Origin of the sequence: Klebsiella huaxiensis (assembly GCF_003261575.2) — a bacterium.
In the GTDB taxonomy this organism is placed as follows: Bacteria; Pseudomonadota; Gammaproteobacteria; order Enterobacterales; family Enterobacteriaceae; genus Klebsiella; species Klebsiella huaxiensis.
Map to the genome: position 1 here is coordinate 1,368,189 of NZ_CP036175.1, position 15,604 is coordinate 1,383,792.

A 15,604-nucleotide genomic window follows, 5' to 3' on the forward strand; every position below is an offset into this window, starting at 1 on the left:
AGTATCTAGCAGGCTGATGGCTAAAGTTATGCAATTTATTTGCATATCAATCCATCATTTAGAACAAGAAGTGTCGTGTTGTGCAGGATGCAGCTTTCCCCGGGGGCGGCGCAGAGCGCCTTGCCCGGGCTACGAGTCGTGCGGTTTTGTAGCCCGGACAGATGCACAGCATCGCCTCCGGGGAATACCCTAAAGAGGGGGATTATTTCTGCGCGGCCAGCGCTTCATTCACCCAGCCGTCAAACTGCTGCTGGTGGGCTTTGATCCAGCCATCGACGTGGCCCTGAATATCCGCTTCTGAACCGTGACCGGCATGCATCATCGCATTCTCGGCGTTGATGTCGGCAATTGGCAGCTTCATGATGCTAAACAGCTTCGCCGCCGCCGGGTTTTTCTCAGCCCAGACTTTGTTTGCCACGATGTGCATGGTGTTAACCGGGAAGCCGTAGTTCATACCGTTCGGCAGCTTGGTGTCGATATCCTTCTGCTCGCCCGGTAGGGAGGAGAACGGTACCTGTAACCAGACGACATCTTTACCCGGTTTCAGCACGTCGCTGACCCAGTAAGGCGTCCAGGTGTAATAAAGCACCGGTTTGCCTTCTTTATAACGCGCAATAGTATCGGCCATCATCGCGGCGTAATTGCCCTGGTTATGCACGACCGTGTTGCTCAGACCGTAAGCATCAATCTGGTGATTAATGACCGCTTCGCAGCCCCAGCCCGGCGTACAGCCAGTCATATCGGCTTTGCCATCGCCGTTGGTATCAAACAGTTTGGCGATTTTCGGATCTTTTAGCTGATCGATCGATTTAATGTGGTACTGCTCGGCGGTTTTCTTATCGATCAGGTAGCCCTGAGCGGCACCGGTAACGAAAACGCCTTCACGGTAGAATTTCTTATCACCACCGGCGGCGGCGTACATATCATCATGCAGCGGCTTCCAGTTGGTGGCGATGTAGGTGGTATCACCTGCGGCGATAGAGGTGTAGGCGACGTTATAGTCGACTTCACTGGGTTTCTCGACGGTATAGCCTAGCTTTTCCAGCGCGCGACTGACCAGCAGGGTCTGGAAGGTTTCTTCAGAAATAGTGCTCTGCGCCGGTTTCACGGTAATGCCTTTACCTGGCAGGTCCGCGGCGAAGGCGGTGGTGGAAATGAGGGCGGTAAACGCTGTGGCAAGAATCGCTGTATGTCGCATCGTTGTTCCTTTTATTAATCAGAAGGGAAGTCCATCCCCCCGACTGCCGGGGGGATGTGCTCTTATTTACAGAAAGGGCGAGTGATAAGCCCCAGTGGGCCGGTTGCATACCAGCGGCGGTTGCCGCGACTGCGCGAGTCACGTCCTACGGCCTGAGTCAGGCGGTCGAGAATGATGGCGAGGATAACAATGCCGACGCCACCAACGGTCGCCAGACCCATATCCAGGCGACCAATGCCGCGCAGTACCATTTGGCCAAGGCCGCCAACGGCGATCATCGAGGCAATAACCACCATTGACAGCGCCAGCATCAGCGTCTGGTTAACCCCGGCCATAATGGTCGGCATCGCCAGAGGTAGCTGAACCTTAAACAGCAACTGACTCGGGCTGGCGCCGAAGGAGCGTGAAGCCTCAATCAGATCCGCAGGTACCTGGTTAATCCCCAGAATCGTCAGACGAACAATCGGCGGCAGGGCGAAGATAATGGTCACCACCACGCCCGGAACGTTACCGATACCGAACAGCATCACGATCGGCACCAGATAGACAAATGCCGGAGTGGTTTGCATCGCATCGAGCAGCGGGCGAATAATTTTTGCCGCCCGCGGGCTACGCGCCAGCCAGATCCCCAGAGGCAGGCCGATCAGCATACAAAACAGCAGCGCGGTCAGCACCAGCGCCAGGGTTACCATCGCCTGCGACCAGGCGCCGATGGCCCCGATAGCAATAAGCGAAATCAGCGTTGCGGCACCCATACCGACGCTGGAGATCTGCCAGGCAATCAGCGAGAAAATAATAATCGCCACCGGTGCAGGCATCCCCAGCAAGAGCTGCTGAAACGCGCTCAGGATGTAATCCACCGGTACGCGGATCCCCTGAAATACTGGGCGAAAGTGCATCACTATCCAGTCAATGGCTTGGGTGACCCAGCTATCAAGCGGAATAAGCGTTTTATGGAACGGGTCCATAATGTTGAAGTGCTCTGGCTGGGGCGCGGGTGCGCTGCTCAGCCAGTCGGCACCGCCGCCATCGGACGGTGCGGGCGTGGATGTGCCCCAGGCATCAGCGGATTGCGACGCGCTATCCGCCGCCGGTGCGGTGTCCCACGGGTTAGATTGATCAGCCATTGTTTACCCCCTCGCGATCTAAAGCCTGTAGCAGCATACGTTTGGAAATGATGCCGATGTACTGGTGCCCTTCATCGACAACCGGCACCGCGCACGGTGCGTGGCCGACGTGAGAAAGCAGTTCGCTGAGCGGCGTTTGCGCATCTACCGCGAGCGGGGAGTCAATTAACGCCGCATCGATTCCCTGGCCTTCGCTCAGCGCGACCTTCAGTGAATCAATGGAGACAATGCCAACAAACTTATTTCCGCGTTCAATGACGTAGCCATATTCGCGGTCTTCATCCTGTAATAATTTCAGCGCAGAACGCGGGCCGAATCCTGGCGTTTTACGAATCAAACCAACCGGGCTACGGCGGGCAATATCTTTAGCGCTGAAGACCTGGCTAATATCGACGCCGCGGAAGAAGGTGCGGACATAATCATTGGCCGGGTTATTCAGTATTTCATCTGGTGTGCCGACCTGGACCACTTCGCCGTTTTGCATAATGGCAATGCGATCGCCAATGCGCATTGCTTCATCGAGATCGTGGGAAATAAATACCACGGTGCGCTGATGCTTTGCCTGTAATTTAGTTAGCTCATCCTGCATTTCGGTGCGAATTAAGGGATCGAGTGCTGAGAAGGCCTCATCCATTAACAGGATATCGGGGTTAATGGCCAGCGCGCGGGCCAGACCAACGCGCTGACGCATCCCGCCGGAGAGTTCATCCGGGTAAGAGTGAGCATAGTTTTCCAGGCCCACCTGACGCAGCGCATCCAGCGCTTTCTCCTGGCGTTCTTGAGGCGAAACACCTGCCAGTTCCATGCCGAAAGCGGCGTTGTCGAGCACGGTCATATGCGGCATCAGCGCAAATGATTGAAATACCATTGCAATCTTTTTTCTGCGCACCTCGCGGAGCTCGGCCTCTGAGATTTTGGCGATATCGACGCCATCAATCAGCACCTGTCCACGGGTGGGTTCAATCAGGCGATTGAGAAGGCGAACCATGGTAGATTTCCCCGAGCCGGAGAGCCCCATGATGACGAATATCTCGCCTTCTTCAATGGTCAGACTGGCGTCTTTTACGCCAAGCGAAAGTCCCGTTTTTTCCAGTATTTGCTCTTTCGATAATCCTTTTTCGATATATTTGAAAGCCCGCTGTGGGTGCTCGCCAAATATTTTATAGAGATTCTTGATTTCTAATTTAATTGCCATGCAATAGAAAGTTTCCTGTAATTTATTTATATCGATATAGTACCTGGTGGAGATAATTGCTTTTTTACACCCTAACATACTGAGAATCTGAGACAACCCTTTATGTTGATTTACGGCGGAAATTCAAACGAAAGAATGCCAGCGCATCCCCCGTGATATAAGGGCTGAGCGTGAATTACTGACAACTAATATTTTTTGGTTATGTTGCGATAATTTCGCCTGAAATCGACAAGATTCTGTTGAATATGACGCGGTGATGAAGGAAAGATATTGAGTGAGATGAAAGTGAATAATGTGAAATAAATCACCAGGAAATATGTTGATATATTCCTGGTGAAAGTAAGGTTAAAAGTCCCAATCCTCGTCGACGGTTTCTTCTGCTTTTCCCATCACATACGACGATCCTGAACCGGAGAAGAAGTCGTGATTTTCATCGGCATTTGGTGAGAGCGCTGCGAGGATGGCCGGGTTGACGGCGGCCATTTCCGCCGGAAACAGCGCTTCATAGCCGAGGTTCATCAGCGCCTTGTTGGCGTTGTAGCACAGGAAGGCGTTGACCTCTTCAATCCAGTCGCTGTCGGCGTACAGTTCGCGGGTATAGGCCAGCTCGTTATCGTAGAGATCCATTAGCAGGTCGAGGGCGAAGTTTTTTAGCTCCTCGCGCTTTTCGGCGCTGATAATCTCCAGCCCTTTCTGGAATTTGTAGCCGATATAGTAACCATGTACCGCTTCATCGCGGATAATCAGGCGAATAAGATCGGCGGTGTTGGTCATTTTTCCCCGGCTGGAGAAATACATCGGCAGCCAGAAGCCAGAATAGAAGAGGAAGGATTCAAGAAATACGCTGGCGATTTTCTTCTTCAGCGGTTCATTGTCCTGATAGAACTCCAGCATCAACTGCGCTTTGCGCTGCAACGGCGCGTTTTGTTCGCTCCACGCGTAAGCGGCATCCACGTCTTTGGTCTGACACAGGGTGGAGAAAATCGAACTGTAGGAACGCGCGTGCACCGCCTCCATAAAGCTGATGTTCGACAGCACCGCTTCTTCGTGCGGGGTGAGGGCATCGGCCATCAGCGCTGGAGCGCCGACGGTGTTTTGAATGGTATCCAGCAGCGTTAGTCCGGTGAATACGCGAATCGTCAGCTGTTGCTCTGCCGGAGTAAGCGTTTGCCAGGCCGGGATATCGTTGGACAGCGGCACCTTCTCCGGCAGCCAGAAGTTGCTGGTCAATCGGTTCCAGACCTCCAGATCCTTATCGTCCTCAATTTTGTTCCAGTTGATAGCGCTGATACGCGATAAATGGGTCATCCTGTTCTCCTTACAGCGCGCAGGACACGCAGCCTTCGATTTCGGTACCTTCCAGCGCCAGCTGGCGCAGACGGATGTAATACAGCGTTTTGATACCCTTCTTCCACGCATAAATTTGCGCTTTGTTGATATCGCGAGTGGTGGCGGTATCGGGGAAGAACAGGGTCAGCGACAGCCCCTGATCGACATGGCGCGTCGCCTCGGCGTAGGTATCGATGATTTTCTGCGGTCCAATTTCATAGGCATCCTGATACAGCGCCAGATTGTCGTTGGTCATAAACGGCGCGGGGTAGTAAACGCGTCCGGTTTTCCCCTCTTTGCGGATCTCTATCTTCGATACGATCGGGTGGATGCTGGAGGTCGCGTGGTTAATGTATGAAATGGACCCCGTCGGCGGCACCGCCTGCAGGTTGCGATTGTAGATACCGTAGCGCATCACGTCATCGCGCAACTGCCGCCACATATCGCGGTCGGGCAGGCTAATACCCGAACGGACGAACAGCTCGCGAATTTTTGCCGTTTTCGGCTGCCAGTCACCCTCAATATATTGCTGGAAATAGTCGCCGCTGGCGTAACGCGACTGCTCGAACCCGGCAAAATGCTCACCCCGTTCGCGGGCCATCAGCATCGAGGTGCGCAGCGCGTGCCAGGTGATGGTATAGAAATAGAGGTTGGTAAAATCCAATCCCTCTTTGCTGCCGTAGGCAATGCCTTCCCGCGCCAGATAACCGTGCAGATTCATCTGCCCCAGACCGATGGCGTGAGACGCAGCATTGCCCACCGCTACCGACGGCACAGAGCGGATATCGCTCATGTCGGACACCGCCGTCAGACCGCGCACTGCCACCTCGACCGTGCGGGCGAAGTCAGGGGAGTCCATGGTGTGGGCGATATTCAGCGAACCGAGGTTGCAGGAGATATCCCGGCCGATGCTGGCGTAATCCAGATTTTCATCAAACGTAGAGGGGGTATTGACCTGCAATATCTCCGAGCACAGGTTGCTCATATTGATGCGCCCGGCAATCGGGTTCGCGCGATTGACCGTATCTTCAAACATGATGTACGGATAGCCGGATTCAAACTGAATTTCCGCCAGCCGCTGGAACAGCTCGCGGGCACGGATCCAGCGTTTGCTTACCCGCTCATCGGCAACCAGTTCAGCATACATTTCGCTCACCGCGATATCACCGAACGGTTTACCGTACAGACGCTCGACGTCGTAGGGCGAGAACAGCGCCATCTGCGCATCTTCTTTCGCGAGCTGGAAGGTGATATCCGCGATGACCACCCCGAGGGAGAGCGTTTTAATGCGGATTTTCTCATCGGCATTTTCGCGTTTGGTATCAAGAAAACGCAGGATATCCGGATGATGGGCATGCAGATAGACCGCTCCGGCCCCCTGGCGCGCGCCAAGCTGGTTAGCGTAGGAGAAGGCATCTTCCAGCATTTTCATCACCGGCACCACACCGGAGGACTGGTTCTCGATGCGTTTAATCGGCGCACCAGCTTCGCGCAGGTTAGAGAGCAGAAATGCTACGCCGCCGCCGCGTTTTGACAACTGTAGCGCCGAGTTGACCGCGCGCCCGATAGATTCCATATTGTCTTCGATACGCAGCAGGAAGCAGGAGACCAGCTCGCCGCGCTGCTGCTTACCGGCGTTAAGAAACGTCGGCGTGGCGGGCTGAAAGCGCCCGGAGAGGATCTCATCGGTCAACTGATGCGCCAGCGCCTCGTTGCCCTGCGCCAGACTCAGGGCCACCATGCAGGTACGGTCGGCAAAGTCTTCAAGATAGCGCTTGCCATCGAAAGTTTTCAGCGTGTAGCTGGTGTAGAACTTCCATGCGCCGAGAAACGTCTGGAAGCGAAAACCGTAGCCTTGAGCGTGCGCGAACAGCTCGAGGATAAACTGCCTGTCGTAGCGGGCCAGCACTTTTGCGTCGTAATAGCCTTCGGCGACCAGCCACGTCAGCTTGTCATCCTGGCTGGCGAAAGGCACGGTATTCGGCTCAACGTGGCTGGCCATAAACGCCTCCACCGCCTGATGGTCCTTTTCAAACGGGATGCGACCGTTGCTGTCGTACAAATTCAGCATCGCGTTGAGGGCGTGAAAATCAGGCACCTCGGTGGCTATACGTTCTGCGGTTGTCGTTGCCAAAATTCGCTTACTCCTTTACGCACGTTGTCGACGTCTTGTGGGGTGCCCATCAGCTCAAAACGGTAGAGATACGGTACGCCGCATTTTTGCTTGATAACGTCGCCAGCGCGGCCATAGGCGTCGCCGAAGTTACGGTTACCCGCGGCAATCACGCCACGAATCAACTGGCGATTATGCGGATCGTTAAGAAAACGGATCGCCTGTCGCGGAACCGCGCCCGCCGTGCCGCCGCCGCCATAGCTGGGGACGATGAGAATGTAGGGTTCGTCTACCTGGATGCGCTCCCGCTCGTTAAGCGGAATACGCACTGCGGGCAGTCCCAGACGCTGGACGAACCGATGCGTGTTTTCGGAACTGCTGGAAAAGTAGACGATCAGGCTCATACGCTGGCCGCTGAGGTTGTCGGGCGCAGGCGGTTAATCATGTCCGGGCGGAAGCCGGACCAGCGAGTTTCCCCGGCAATCACTACCGGCAGCTGGCGGAAGCCCTGCTCGCGCAGCATATCGACGGCTTCAGGATGGTGGTCGATGTTGACCATGTCGAATTCAAACCCGCGGGTTTCCATAGCTCGTTTGGTGGCATGGCATTGCACGCAGTCGTTTTTAGTGTAAATAGTAATGCGCATGATTCGTATTTCCATTTAAGATAACAGCACGACACAAAAAATGACGTCATGCGTTATGGGTTATCGTTGAGGGAAATACTAGATGTAGTTATTTAAAAGTTCAACAACTCAATATATATGGTTTTTGCAAAAAGAAACCCCCACTGAAGGAATCCGCGGGGGGCAGGTTTTTTTGTCGTGAAATTACAGGCGCATGCTCACTGCAAGGCGGTTAAAGGCGTTCATCAGGCTGATGGCGAAAGTCAAATCGCTAATCTGTCGGGCGCTAAAATGCTCCAGCAGCGGCAGATAAACATCATCTTCAGCATGGCTTTCGGCGATATGGGTGACCGATTCAGCCCACGCCAGCGCCGCGCGCTCAGCATCGCTGAAATGAGCGCTGACTCGCCAGCCTGCCAGGGCGTCTAATTTGTTCTGCGCCACGCCGGACTTACGCAGCGCTTTGCTATGCATCTCCAGACAGAAGGCGCAGCCGTTTATTTGCGACACCCGCAAATAAATCAGCTCTATCAACGTGTTACCCAGCTCGCTTTTTTCCAGTGCAATGCTCGCCTGCACCAGTGCGTTATAGACTTCCGGGCTCAGTTCATTGTACGGCTGACGTAGTGTGGTCATTTTACTCTCCTCATTAAGACGTCAGCAAAATAGCACTATAATGGACTGCATAAGATAGCCATATTGTGATGAAAAAAGCAGACCATAATGCATGCCAAAAAACTCCTGCACTATCAGCGTATTGCCCGACAGCTTAAGTCGGCCATTGAGAGTGGCGAACTGATGCCAGGCGGCAGGCTGCCGGCGAGTCGGGTCTATGCGCAGGAACTCGGTGTGTCGAGGGCGACGATAGAAAACGCCTGGGGTGAGTTGGTGGCGCAGGGCTGGTTGGAGCGGCGCGGGCAGGCGGGGACCTTTGTCAGCGAGCGTCTCAGTCCGCAGCAATGCGCTCCTGTACAGCCTGGTGCGGGCGACGAACCGATGGCACCGCTGCCGTTTCAACTTGGGCTCCCGGCGCTGGATCTGTTTCCTCGCGGGCTGTGGGCGAGGGTGATGGGCCGACGGCTGCGCACGCAAACGCGCTCTGATCTTGCTCCCGGCGATCCATGCGGCGAGATGATCCTGCGCCGGGCCATCGTTGATTATTTACGTCTATCGCGCAGTATTGAGTGTCGGCCTGAGCAGGTGTTGGTAACCGGTAGCTATGCTGCATCAATGCGCCTTATCCTGCGCACCCTGGCCCGACCGGGCCAGAACATGTGGATGGAGGACCCTGGGTTTCCGCTGATCCGACCCATTGTGAGTGGGGAAGGGGTAAAGATAAATCCCGTCCCGGTTGACGATGAGGGGATGGATATCGCCTGGGCGCAGCAGCACTATCCGGATGCGCATTTTGCTCTGCTGACCCCAGCTCACCAAAGCCCGCTCGGTGTTGCGCTATCGCTGGCCAGGCGCAGGCAGCTATTGCAATGGGCGGCGCAGAACGACGCGTGGATTATTGAGGATGACTACGATAGTGAGTTTCGCTATCACGGTAAGCCGCTGCCGCCGTTAAAAAGCCTCGACGCCCCGCAACGGGTCATCTACGCCGGGGCGTTCAGTAAATCATTTTTTCCGGCACTGCGCGCCGCCTGGCTGGTGGTACCGGAACCGCTAGTGGCGCAGTTTCGTGAACAGGCCGCGCTGATGAGCTGTAGCGTGCCGACGCTATGGCAGCAGGCGCTGGCCGATTTTATCCGCGAGGGCCATTTCTGGCGTCATCTGAAGAAAATGCGCGCCAGCTATGCGCAGCGCCGCCAGTGGCTGGAGTCGGCGCTTCGGGAGCAGGGATTTTCGGCGGTTCCCCAACTGGGTGGGATTCAGATGGTGGTTAACGTTGAGGGAGACGATCGTCAGTTGGCCCTGCGCGGCAGGCAAGCCGGTCTGGCGGTGCAGGCGCTGAGCGACTGGCGAATTGATAGTCAGGGGGAGAAGGGACTGCTGATGAGTTTTACCAATCTGACGTCGGCAGAGAGGGCAATCGACGTGGTGCGTCAGCTCAGGTTAGCTCTGTTTTCTTAGGGCAATAAAATTCTTAGGGTAATAAAAACCCCTGCATACTGGAGTGTGCAGGGGTAGACGCGTATTTGTTATCTTCATTGGTTTGGCAATTAGATTATCGGCGCAAATTCAGCAATACGCCAATAAATACCCCAACGGCGGCTGCGGCACCGACGCTTTGCCACGGTTTGTCTCTCACGTAGCTGTCAGCGCTTCCGGCTACATCGCGGGCGCAGCCCACAGCATCACGCGCGGCCTGCTGTACGCGATTATTACCGTTAAGGCGAGCGCGAGTCTCTTTCAGTAGCGCCTGGGCTTTTTTACGCGCGGTCTCGGCTTCGTCCTTCGCATCGCTGCCCCACGATTTCAGCACCTCTTCCAGCGTATCCGCTAATTGGCTGACATCGTTATGAATATCTTCAGCGCTGTCTTCTACGTTGTTGCGGTTTGCTCGATTGGCCATGAGTTTCTCCCTTAGTTCCATTGAGTCTTTAAGTGTAGGACACGATTTCGAATTATGCTGTAGGAGGTGGTTTATGGAATTATCCGAAAGCGTTGTCTTTAATGAATAAGGTAAGGTTGACGTGCGGTGAAAGATAACGAGGAATCAGTATGTATTTAAGACCCGATGAGGTGGCGCGTGTTCTTGAAAAATCCGGCTTCACCATGGATGTTGTGACGCAAAAGGCGTATGGATATCGTCGTGGCGATGATTATGTTTATGTGAACCGTGAAGCTCGTATGGGGCGTACCGCGTTAATTATTCATCCTGCGTTAAAAGAACGTAGTACGACGTTGTCGGATCCTGCGTCGGATATTAAAACCTGCGATCATTACGAGCAGTTTCCGTTGTATTTAGCGGGCGATGTCCAGCAGCATTATGGTATTCCGCACGGTTTTAGTTCGCGCATGGCGCTAGAGCGTTTTCTGAATGGCTTATTTGGCGAGGCGCAATATAGTTGAAAAAAAGCGGCTGGCGTAACCAGTCGCTTTTTTGAATGACTCAGGCTTTAGCCTGCTGGTAAGGACTCACGCGGAACAGGCGGCGGCAGTAATCAAGGAAATAGCCGTACGCCGCACCCATCAGCATTGATACCACGATATTTGAACTGACCGCCGCGGCAATTTGCTGCCATTCAGCGCCAACAACCAACAGAATCGCCACGTATACCGGTGACTGAAATGTCACATAGGCAATTACATCAGCAATATTCTTCATCCACCCAGATGGGCTGATGCGACGCGCCTGGCGCATGGCGAAATCGCGGTAAAAACCGTAAGGTACCGCAATAATAATGTTCACCGGAATCGCTACCAGTCGCGACGATAATGACTGCTGGAAGGACATGCCGGAGAGAAAAATTTCGATCATCATGTTTACAACGGTGCAGTAAACCACCATCGCAAAGGTGTCTGCTACCGCGTGACGCAAGCGGGACTGCGCAGAGAACATCGGTATGCTCCTCGAAATTAAAGTCAATAAAGCCAAATCATTCGCAGTTAATCAGCGTTTTTGGGCTGTCTGTTTTGATGTGCGTAGATTATATCTCTGCATTAAAAGTGGCAACTAGCTATAAATTTTTATTTAATGGCTTTTTGTCGATAAAATACTCTGCATCAGGACGTTTTTTGTCCGTTACGCTACATTTGTTCTCTTTGATTATTTTTATTTTATTTATCAATAAGATAATTAGAGAGTACGTAATAAGAATGAGATCGGTACCGTTTAGCGATGGCCGATTTTGCGACAGGATCGCGTCTTGCTGTGATTTGTGTCACTTTTGGAGTTTTTTATGCCTGGTTTGGATTTAATGTAGCATGACGTGCTATTTAGGTTGTTGGGTGGCTATTCGTATTTCGTGCATGACTATTCTTCGCAAGCATCTGCAGCGTTTTGATTCTCTACTGGCGATATATCCTGAATTATCTAAACGCTGGAAATGTAATATTGAAAACGGTGGGGAAACCCACCGTGGTCTTTACGGGTTTGATTAGCACACGCCAAAATCACCATCTTCTTTATAAGCCGTAACGTCGACTGACTTTAGCGTATATTTTTCACCTTGCTCATTACTCGCCTGAACGGCAACAATTTGATCGTCATGGACTTCCACAACCTTCAATTTCGGCCCGCCTAAACGCGGTTGTACCAGATCGCCAACTGAAAACATGGTTCTTCTCCTTTGTACTGATAAAAATTATTGCTGCTAATAACCATAGCTTAGCAAAAGCGCGCTATACCCTAAATAATTCGAGTTGCAGGAAGGCGGCAAGAGAGCGAGTCCCCAGGAGCTTACATGAGTAAGTGACTGGGGTGAGTGAACGCAGCCAACGCACAAGCAACTTGAAGTATGACGGGTATAAACAACTGGCCGAAAGAGGTAGACGTTAACGACGGTTCCACGGCATCACCGCTAGCAGACGCGCCATACCGCAAAAACCAGTCACTCCGGCGAAGGTTAATCCGGCCCCAACGAATGCGCTGAGCAGGAAAAAGCTGCTGCCGAGGGAATAGCCCAACGCCACGCCGAGTAAAATCAGCACGCCCGCGGCGATTTGCACCTGACGCATCAGCGGCAGCGGCTGCGACTTGTCCTCTTGCACCGGCAGCCCCGCAGCTCTCCACGCCTGAATTCCTCCCGCCAGCAGTTTTACCTGTGCCGGAGCGGCAGCTTGCGCCAGACGAGCGGCATTATTCTGGGTACGCGAGCCCGCCTGGCAGTGAAACACGATCGTTTCGTCAGCGCTTGCGTGCAGCGAAGCTCCGTTGTTCAGCGTACTCAGCGGCACCAGTTCAGCTTCAGGGATATGCTCGCGGGCGTACTCATCAGCATCGCGGATGTCGATCAGCCGTGCACCCTGGGCGATGAGCATCTGAGCTTCAGTAGGGGAAAGAGTGGCGATTGTCATGAACGTTCCTTAAGGACAATAGATGGATTTTAGCGTAGCGACGATTTGCTGAACCGCGGGCTGGGTGATGAAGTAGTGAATTCGCTGCGCCTGGCGTTCGCTGCCGATAAGCCCTTCGTCTCGCATACGGGTGAGATGTTGTGAGGTTGCCGAAGGGCTCAGGCCGGTGATCCGCGCAAGCTCACCAGCACTGGTGTGCGGGGTTTCGCAAAGCATGCACAGAATCAATAGCCTGCTGGGGTGACTCATGGCTTTCAACAGGGCGGCGGCTTCCCCGGCGCTGGTCTGTAGCTGTTCGGGTGTATTCATTTATTTTAGTCTTTTCTAAATTTAGTAAAGTCTAAAGTAAAAGATAATATTGTGCCAGCAATGGATGCTTCTGCGGCTAAATTGTTTGTCAGAAATCAGGATAATTCATTGCCGCCGGGTTAAGCGTAACTTAAGCCTGGATAGCGATAATGACGGTAATATGACTGCACGAGTTATTGCTATGAACGCACTGGAAACCTTCAATCAAAGCGCTTTTTTAGCGCTGAATGCATCGCCCGGCACGCCGGACGCTATCCTCTCATTGGCTCGCTTTTCGGCTAGTGGGATAATCTTTGTGGTGCCGCTCATTTTGCTCTGGCTGTGGTTTTCAGGAGGGCGGCAGGGGCATCGGCAGGCGTTGTTTTGTACCCTGAGCATTTTGACCGCGCTGGGGCTGGGATTTATCTGTGGCATGCTGTGGTTTCACCCGCGGCCGTTTATGATTTCTCTTGGCCATACCTGGATAAGCCATCCGGCGGATAACTCTTTCCCGAGCGACCATGGAACGGTGATGTTTAGCGCTGCTTTTGCACTGCTGTCGCTGCGTTTACGCGCCGCGGGGCTTTTTTTGCTGTTTGCGGCGCTGCCCGTAGCCTGGGCACGAATCTTTCTGGGGGTTCACTTTCCGCTGGATATGGCAGGGTCGGTGCTGGTTTCGGCCTGCGGTGTCTGCATCGCGAAGCTTATCTGGCAGGGCGCTGGACGGCGCTTAACTTCGTTGTGCGAAGCGATGAGCAGGCGGATATTCTCCTGGCTACCGCCGCGCTTCACGCCCTGAGCGAAAGCAGGGCGCTATGCTTTATGACTTCCACGACGGGCGGCGCGACGATACAAGGTACTGCGCGCCACACCTAACGCCTGTGCGGCTTTGCTGATGTTGCCGTTGTAGCTTGCCAGGGTGTCGGCAATCAACTGGGCATCATGCTGTTGAAGCCCGCGCGGTGCGAGAGCGACGGGTTGGGTACGATATTCATTGGGCAGAGCATTGATCCCCAGCCTCTCGCCCTCTTCGGTCAGCGCCAGCAGTACCCTCATCAGGCTTTGCAACTGACGAACGTTTCCTGGCCACGGCAGCGCCGCCAGGTGTTCGCATAGCTCAGGTGTCAGGGTGACCCGTCGTTTTTCTCCGCCCAGATCCCGCCACAACTGCTGTATAAATGCAGGTAGTTCAGTCCAGGCGCGCAGCGGCGGCAGCGTCAGGGCATATTCGCGCAGTCGATAGAGCAGGTCTTCGCGGAAGGTACCTTCGTCGACGCGCTGGGCCAGGTTGCGGTGAGTGGCGCAAATCACCGCGAAGTTGACAGGTGAACTCTGGCTGGCGCCAAGCGGTGTTACTTCTTTCTCCTGAAGGATCCGCAGCAGTCGGGTCTGTAGTGCTAATGGCATATCGCCAATCTCATCAAGAAACAGCACGCCGCCATCGGCCTCTCGAATCTTGCCGATATAACCGTTTTTGTTGGCACCTGTAAAAGCACCGGGCTGATAGCCAAACAGCTCGGACTCAATCAGCGACTCGGGAATGGCGGCGCAGTTGATGGCGACGAATTTACCGCTGTGCCAGCGGCTGTGCTGATGAATCATACGGCTGACGTACTCTTTGCCGCAGCCAGTCTCCCCTTCAATACACAAGCCAATTCCGGCGTTAAGCAGGCGTACCAGCTTTTCGCCTTCATGTTGGCTGGAGAAGGGGAAGTTGATGGTTGGCCGCTCTGGCATTGTCACGCTGGTGCGATTTGGCGCGCGTAAGCGGTAATAGTAGTTCTGGCGTCCAGCGGTGAACGGCAGCGGCACGCTGACGGCGGTTTGCTGAAGTTGGGGGAAAAGCTGCTGGAAGGTGATGTGCCCAAACTGCGCCGCGTTGAGGCTGAGTTCGCGCATCGCCAGCCGGTTACCGGCGGTCAGCACATTATCGGTAAAAATCAGCAGCAACTCCTCCACGCTGTCGAGTTTTTCGGCCCGGGGATGCAGGCTCATCAGCCACTGCTGCGGATGCAGGCTCTGTTTGACCCACAGATATTCTATCTGTTTCGCTGCGCCTTTTACCCAGGCCAGGGTCTGGGTATGCGGATAGTGGGCCGGGCCGGAGATATCCAGCACGCCTGCAATTTGTCCGTCGGGGCTTTGCAGCGGCACGGCGGCGCAATAAAGCTCCTGATTGCTGGTCAGGAAATGCTGACGACCATCGATTTCGCAGCAGTCGTCAATCGCCAGCGCGGTGCCTATGGCGTTGGTGCCGCGCCCGCTCTCGCTCCACAGATTTCCCGGGGCTAAGGCAAAGCGCTGTGCCTTCTGCATGGCATCCAGGTTGCCGAAGGTTTGCAGGACCAGGCCGCTGGCGTCGGAGAGAATCACCACCGATTGCAGGTCGCTAACCTTGCCTGATAGCCCATTGACCACCGGCTGCGTCAGCCTTTGTATGCGGTGATGGCTGGCAAGCCTGTCGGCCAGTTCGCTAGCGTGCAAACGAGGAAAGTCATCCGTGGCGGGGTCGAGGCCATAGCGTTGGCTGCGACACCAGGAATCGCTCAGCAGTGGGCTCGCTTTGACCTCCGACGTCAGGGAAAACGGATTTCCTCGCACGTGACACCTCATGGCGGGTTAGTTGTGTTGCAATATTGTAGCTGTGTGGTTTATTTGATGTTGCGATTTGCGACACATAAGAAAAAATAGGCGCAACAGAAAAATGGAGTGAGTATTTAATTTATTGAATATAAATAAGTTTTAAGAAAAAAGAAAAGTGGCA

17 protein-coding genes are annotated in these 15,604 nt (G+C 54.1%); 3 read left to right on the top strand and 14 right to left on the bottom strand.

Features of this window, described 5'->3' with window-relative positions:
- Positions 1-202 precede the first annotated feature (202 nt).
- From proX to DA718_RS06625, 8 genes are all read right to left on the bottom strand, one after another.
- Positions 203-1,198, bottom strand: a complete 996-nt coding sequence (proX, locus tag DA718_RS06590) for a glycine betaine/L-proline ABC transporter substrate-binding protein ProX (protein WP_112216435.1) — start codon at positions 1,196-1,198, stop codon at positions 203-205.
- A gap of 62 nt (positions 1,199-1,260) precedes the next feature.
- Complete coding sequence (gene proW, locus DA718_RS06595; RefSeq protein ID WP_112216436.1) at positions 1,261-2,325, bottom strand: glycine betaine/L-proline ABC transporter permease ProW; 1,065 nt, start codon at positions 2,323-2,325, stop codon at positions 1,261-1,263.
- Positions 2,318-3,520 (bottom strand): glycine betaine/L-proline ABC transporter ATP-binding protein ProV, encoded by a 1,203-nt coding sequence (gene proV / locus DA718_RS06600; protein ID WP_112216437.1) that lies wholly within the window; start codon positions 3,518-3,520, stop codon positions 2,318-2,320. The genes proW and proV overlap by 8 nt, the downstream gene beginning before the upstream one ends.
- A gap of 345 nt (positions 3,521-3,865) precedes the next feature.
- Positions 3,866-4,828: a class 1b ribonucleoside-diphosphate reductase subunit beta gene (gene nrdF / locus DA718_RS06605; RefSeq protein WP_110277040.1), complete on the bottom strand. Its 963-nt coding sequence runs from the start codon at positions 4,826-4,828 to the stop codon at positions 3,866-3,868.
- A 10-nt stretch (positions 4,829-4,838) separates the two neighbouring features.
- Positions 4,839-6,983: a class 1b ribonucleoside-diphosphate reductase subunit alpha gene (gene nrdE / locus DA718_RS06610; protein WP_112216438.1), complete on the bottom strand. Its 2,145-nt coding sequence runs from the start codon at positions 6,981-6,983 to the stop codon at positions 4,839-4,841.
- The gene (gene nrdI / locus DA718_RS06615) at positions 6,956-7,366 is read right to left on the bottom strand and encodes a class Ib ribonucleoside-diphosphate reductase assembly flavoprotein NrdI (protein ID WP_112216439.1); all 411 of its coding nucleotides are present in this window, start codon (positions 7,364-7,366) and stop codon (positions 6,956-6,958) included. The genes nrdE and nrdI overlap by 28 nt, the downstream gene beginning before the upstream one ends.
- Complete coding sequence (gene nrdH, locus DA718_RS06620; RefSeq protein ID WP_112216440.1) at positions 7,363-7,608, bottom strand: glutaredoxin-like protein NrdH; 246 nt, start codon at positions 7,606-7,608, stop codon at positions 7,363-7,365. Before nrdH ends, nrdI begins: the two co-directional genes overlap by 4 nt.
- A 183-nt stretch (positions 7,609-7,791) precedes the next feature.
- Complete coding sequence (locus DA718_RS06625; RefSeq protein ID WP_112216441.1) at positions 7,792-8,223, bottom strand: carboxymuconolactone decarboxylase family protein; 432 nt, start codon at positions 8,221-8,223, stop codon at positions 7,792-7,794.
- An 87-nt stretch (positions 8,224-8,310) separates the two neighbouring features.
- Here DA718_RS06625 and pdxR point away from each other — a divergent pair, with 87 nt between their 5' ends.
- Positions 8,311-9,663 (top strand): MocR-like pyridoxine biosynthesis transcription factor PdxR, encoded by a 1,353-nt coding sequence (gene pdxR, locus DA718_RS06630; RefSeq protein ID WP_112216442.1) that lies wholly within the window; start codon positions 8,311-8,313, stop codon positions 9,661-9,663.
- 94 nt (positions 9,664-9,757) lie between these two features.
- On the opposite strand, the gene DA718_RS06635 is transcribed toward pdxR, so the two are convergent.
- Positions 9,758-10,105, bottom strand: a complete 348-nt coding sequence (locus DA718_RS06635) for a DUF883 family protein (RefSeq protein ID WP_110277045.1) — start codon at positions 10,103-10,105, stop codon at positions 9,758-9,760.
- Positions 10,106-10,254: 149 nt separating this feature from the next.
- Between DA718_RS06635 and DA718_RS06640 the strand changes: the two genes are divergently transcribed.
- The gene (locus DA718_RS06640; protein WP_110277046.1) at positions 10,255-10,605 is read left to right on the top strand and encodes a DUF2002 family protein; all 351 of its coding nucleotides are present in this window, start codon (positions 10,255-10,257) and stop codon (positions 10,603-10,605) included.
- A 40-nt stretch (positions 10,606-10,645) separates the two neighbouring features.
- On the opposite strand, the gene alaE is transcribed toward DA718_RS06640, so the two are convergent.
- From alaE to DA718_RS06665, 4 genes are all read right to left on the bottom strand, one after another.
- Entirely contained in the window at positions 10,646-11,095 is a 450-nt protein-coding gene (alaE, locus tag DA718_RS06645) for an L-alanine exporter AlaE (RefSeq protein ID WP_110277047.1), read from the bottom strand.
- Between the two features lie 538 nt (positions 11,096-11,633).
- Positions 11,634-11,813 (bottom strand): hypothetical protein, encoded by a 180-nt coding sequence (locus DA718_RS06655; RefSeq protein WP_112216443.1) that lies wholly within the window; start codon positions 11,811-11,813, stop codon positions 11,634-11,636.
- 217 nt (positions 11,814-12,030) lie between these two features.
- On the bottom strand, positions 12,031-12,552 hold the full coding sequence (locus DA718_RS06660; protein WP_112216444.1) for a rhodanese family protein: 522 nt from the start codon (positions 12,550-12,552) through the stop codon (positions 12,031-12,033).
- A gap of 9 nt (positions 12,553-12,561) precedes the next feature.
- The gene (locus DA718_RS06665; protein ID WP_112216445.1) at positions 12,562-12,861 is read right to left on the bottom strand and encodes an ArsR/SmtB family transcription factor; all 300 of its coding nucleotides are present in this window, start codon (positions 12,859-12,861) and stop codon (positions 12,562-12,564) included.
- Between the two features lie 181 nt (positions 12,862-13,042).
- On the opposite strand from DA718_RS06665, the gene DA718_RS06670 reads away from it, so the two are divergent.
- Positions 13,043-13,639 carry an undecaprenyl-diphosphatase gene (locus DA718_RS06670; RefSeq protein ID WP_112216446.1) on the top strand — a complete coding sequence of 199 codons (597 nt, stop codon included), beginning with the start codon at positions 13,043-13,045 and terminating at the stop codon, positions 13,637-13,639.
- A gap of 14 nt (positions 13,640-13,653) precedes the next feature.
- On the opposite strand, the gene DA718_RS06675 is transcribed toward DA718_RS06670, so the two are convergent.
- On the bottom strand, positions 13,654-15,441 hold the full coding sequence (locus DA718_RS06675) for a sigma-54-dependent Fis family transcriptional regulator (RefSeq protein WP_112216447.1): 1,788 nt from the start codon (positions 15,439-15,441) through the stop codon (positions 13,654-13,656).
- Positions 15,442-15,604: the final 163 nt, after the last annotated feature.

Bases quoted from the DNA above. Each gene is read 5' to 3' on its own strand.
- proX (WP_112216435.1), bottom strand. From the start codon at position 1,198: ATGCGACATACAGCGATTCTTGCCACAGCGTTTACCGCCCTCATTTCC.
- DA718_RS06635 (WP_110277045.1), bottom strand. From the start codon at position 10,105: ATGGCCAATCGAGCAAACCGCAACAACGTAGAAGACAGCGCTGAAGAT.
- DA718_RS06670 (WP_112216446.1), top strand. From the start codon at position 13,043: ATGAACGCACTGGAAACCTTCAATCAAAGCGCTTTTTTAGCGCTGAAT.
- proW (WP_112216436.1), bottom strand. From the start codon at position 2,325: ATGGCTGATCAATCTAACCCGTGGGACACCGCACCGGCGGCGGATAGC.
- DA718_RS06665 (WP_112216445.1), bottom strand. From the start codon at position 12,861: ATGAATACACCCGAACAGCTACAGACCAGCGCCGGGGAAGCCGCCGCC.
- nrdF (WP_110277040.1), bottom strand. From the start codon at position 4,828: ATGACCCATTTATCGCGTATCAGCGCTATCAACTGGAACAAAATTGAG.
- nrdI (WP_112216439.1), bottom strand. From the start codon at position 7,366: ATGAGCCTGATCGTCTACTTTTCCAGCAGTTCCGAAAACACGCATCGG.
- DA718_RS06625 (WP_112216441.1), bottom strand. From the start codon at position 8,223: ATGACCACACTACGTCAGCCGTACAATGAACTGAGCCCGGAAGTCTAT.
- alaE (WP_110277047.1), bottom strand. From the start codon at position 11,095: ATGTTCTCTGCGCAGTCCCGCTTGCGTCACGCGGTAGCAGACACCTTT.
- proV (WP_112216437.1), bottom strand. From the start codon at position 3,520: ATGGCAATTAAATTAGAAATCAAGAATCTCTATAAAATATTTGGCGAG.
- DA718_RS06655 (WP_112216443.1), bottom strand. From the start codon at position 11,813: ATGTTTTCAGTTGGCGATCTGGTACAACCGCGTTTAGGCGGGCCGAAA.
- pdxR (WP_112216442.1), top strand. From the start codon at position 8,311: ATGCATGCCAAAAAACTCCTGCACTATCAGCGTATTGCCCGACAGCTT.
- nrdH (WP_112216440.1), bottom strand. From the start codon at position 7,608: ATGCGCATTACTATTTACACTAAAAACGACTGCGTGCAATGCCATGCC.
- DA718_RS06660 (WP_112216444.1), bottom strand. From the start codon at position 12,552: ATGACAATCGCCACTCTTTCCCCTACTGAAGCTCAGATGCTCATCGCC.
- DA718_RS06640 (WP_110277046.1), top strand. From the start codon at position 10,255: ATGTATTTAAGACCCGATGAGGTGGCGCGTGTTCTTGAAAAATCCGGC.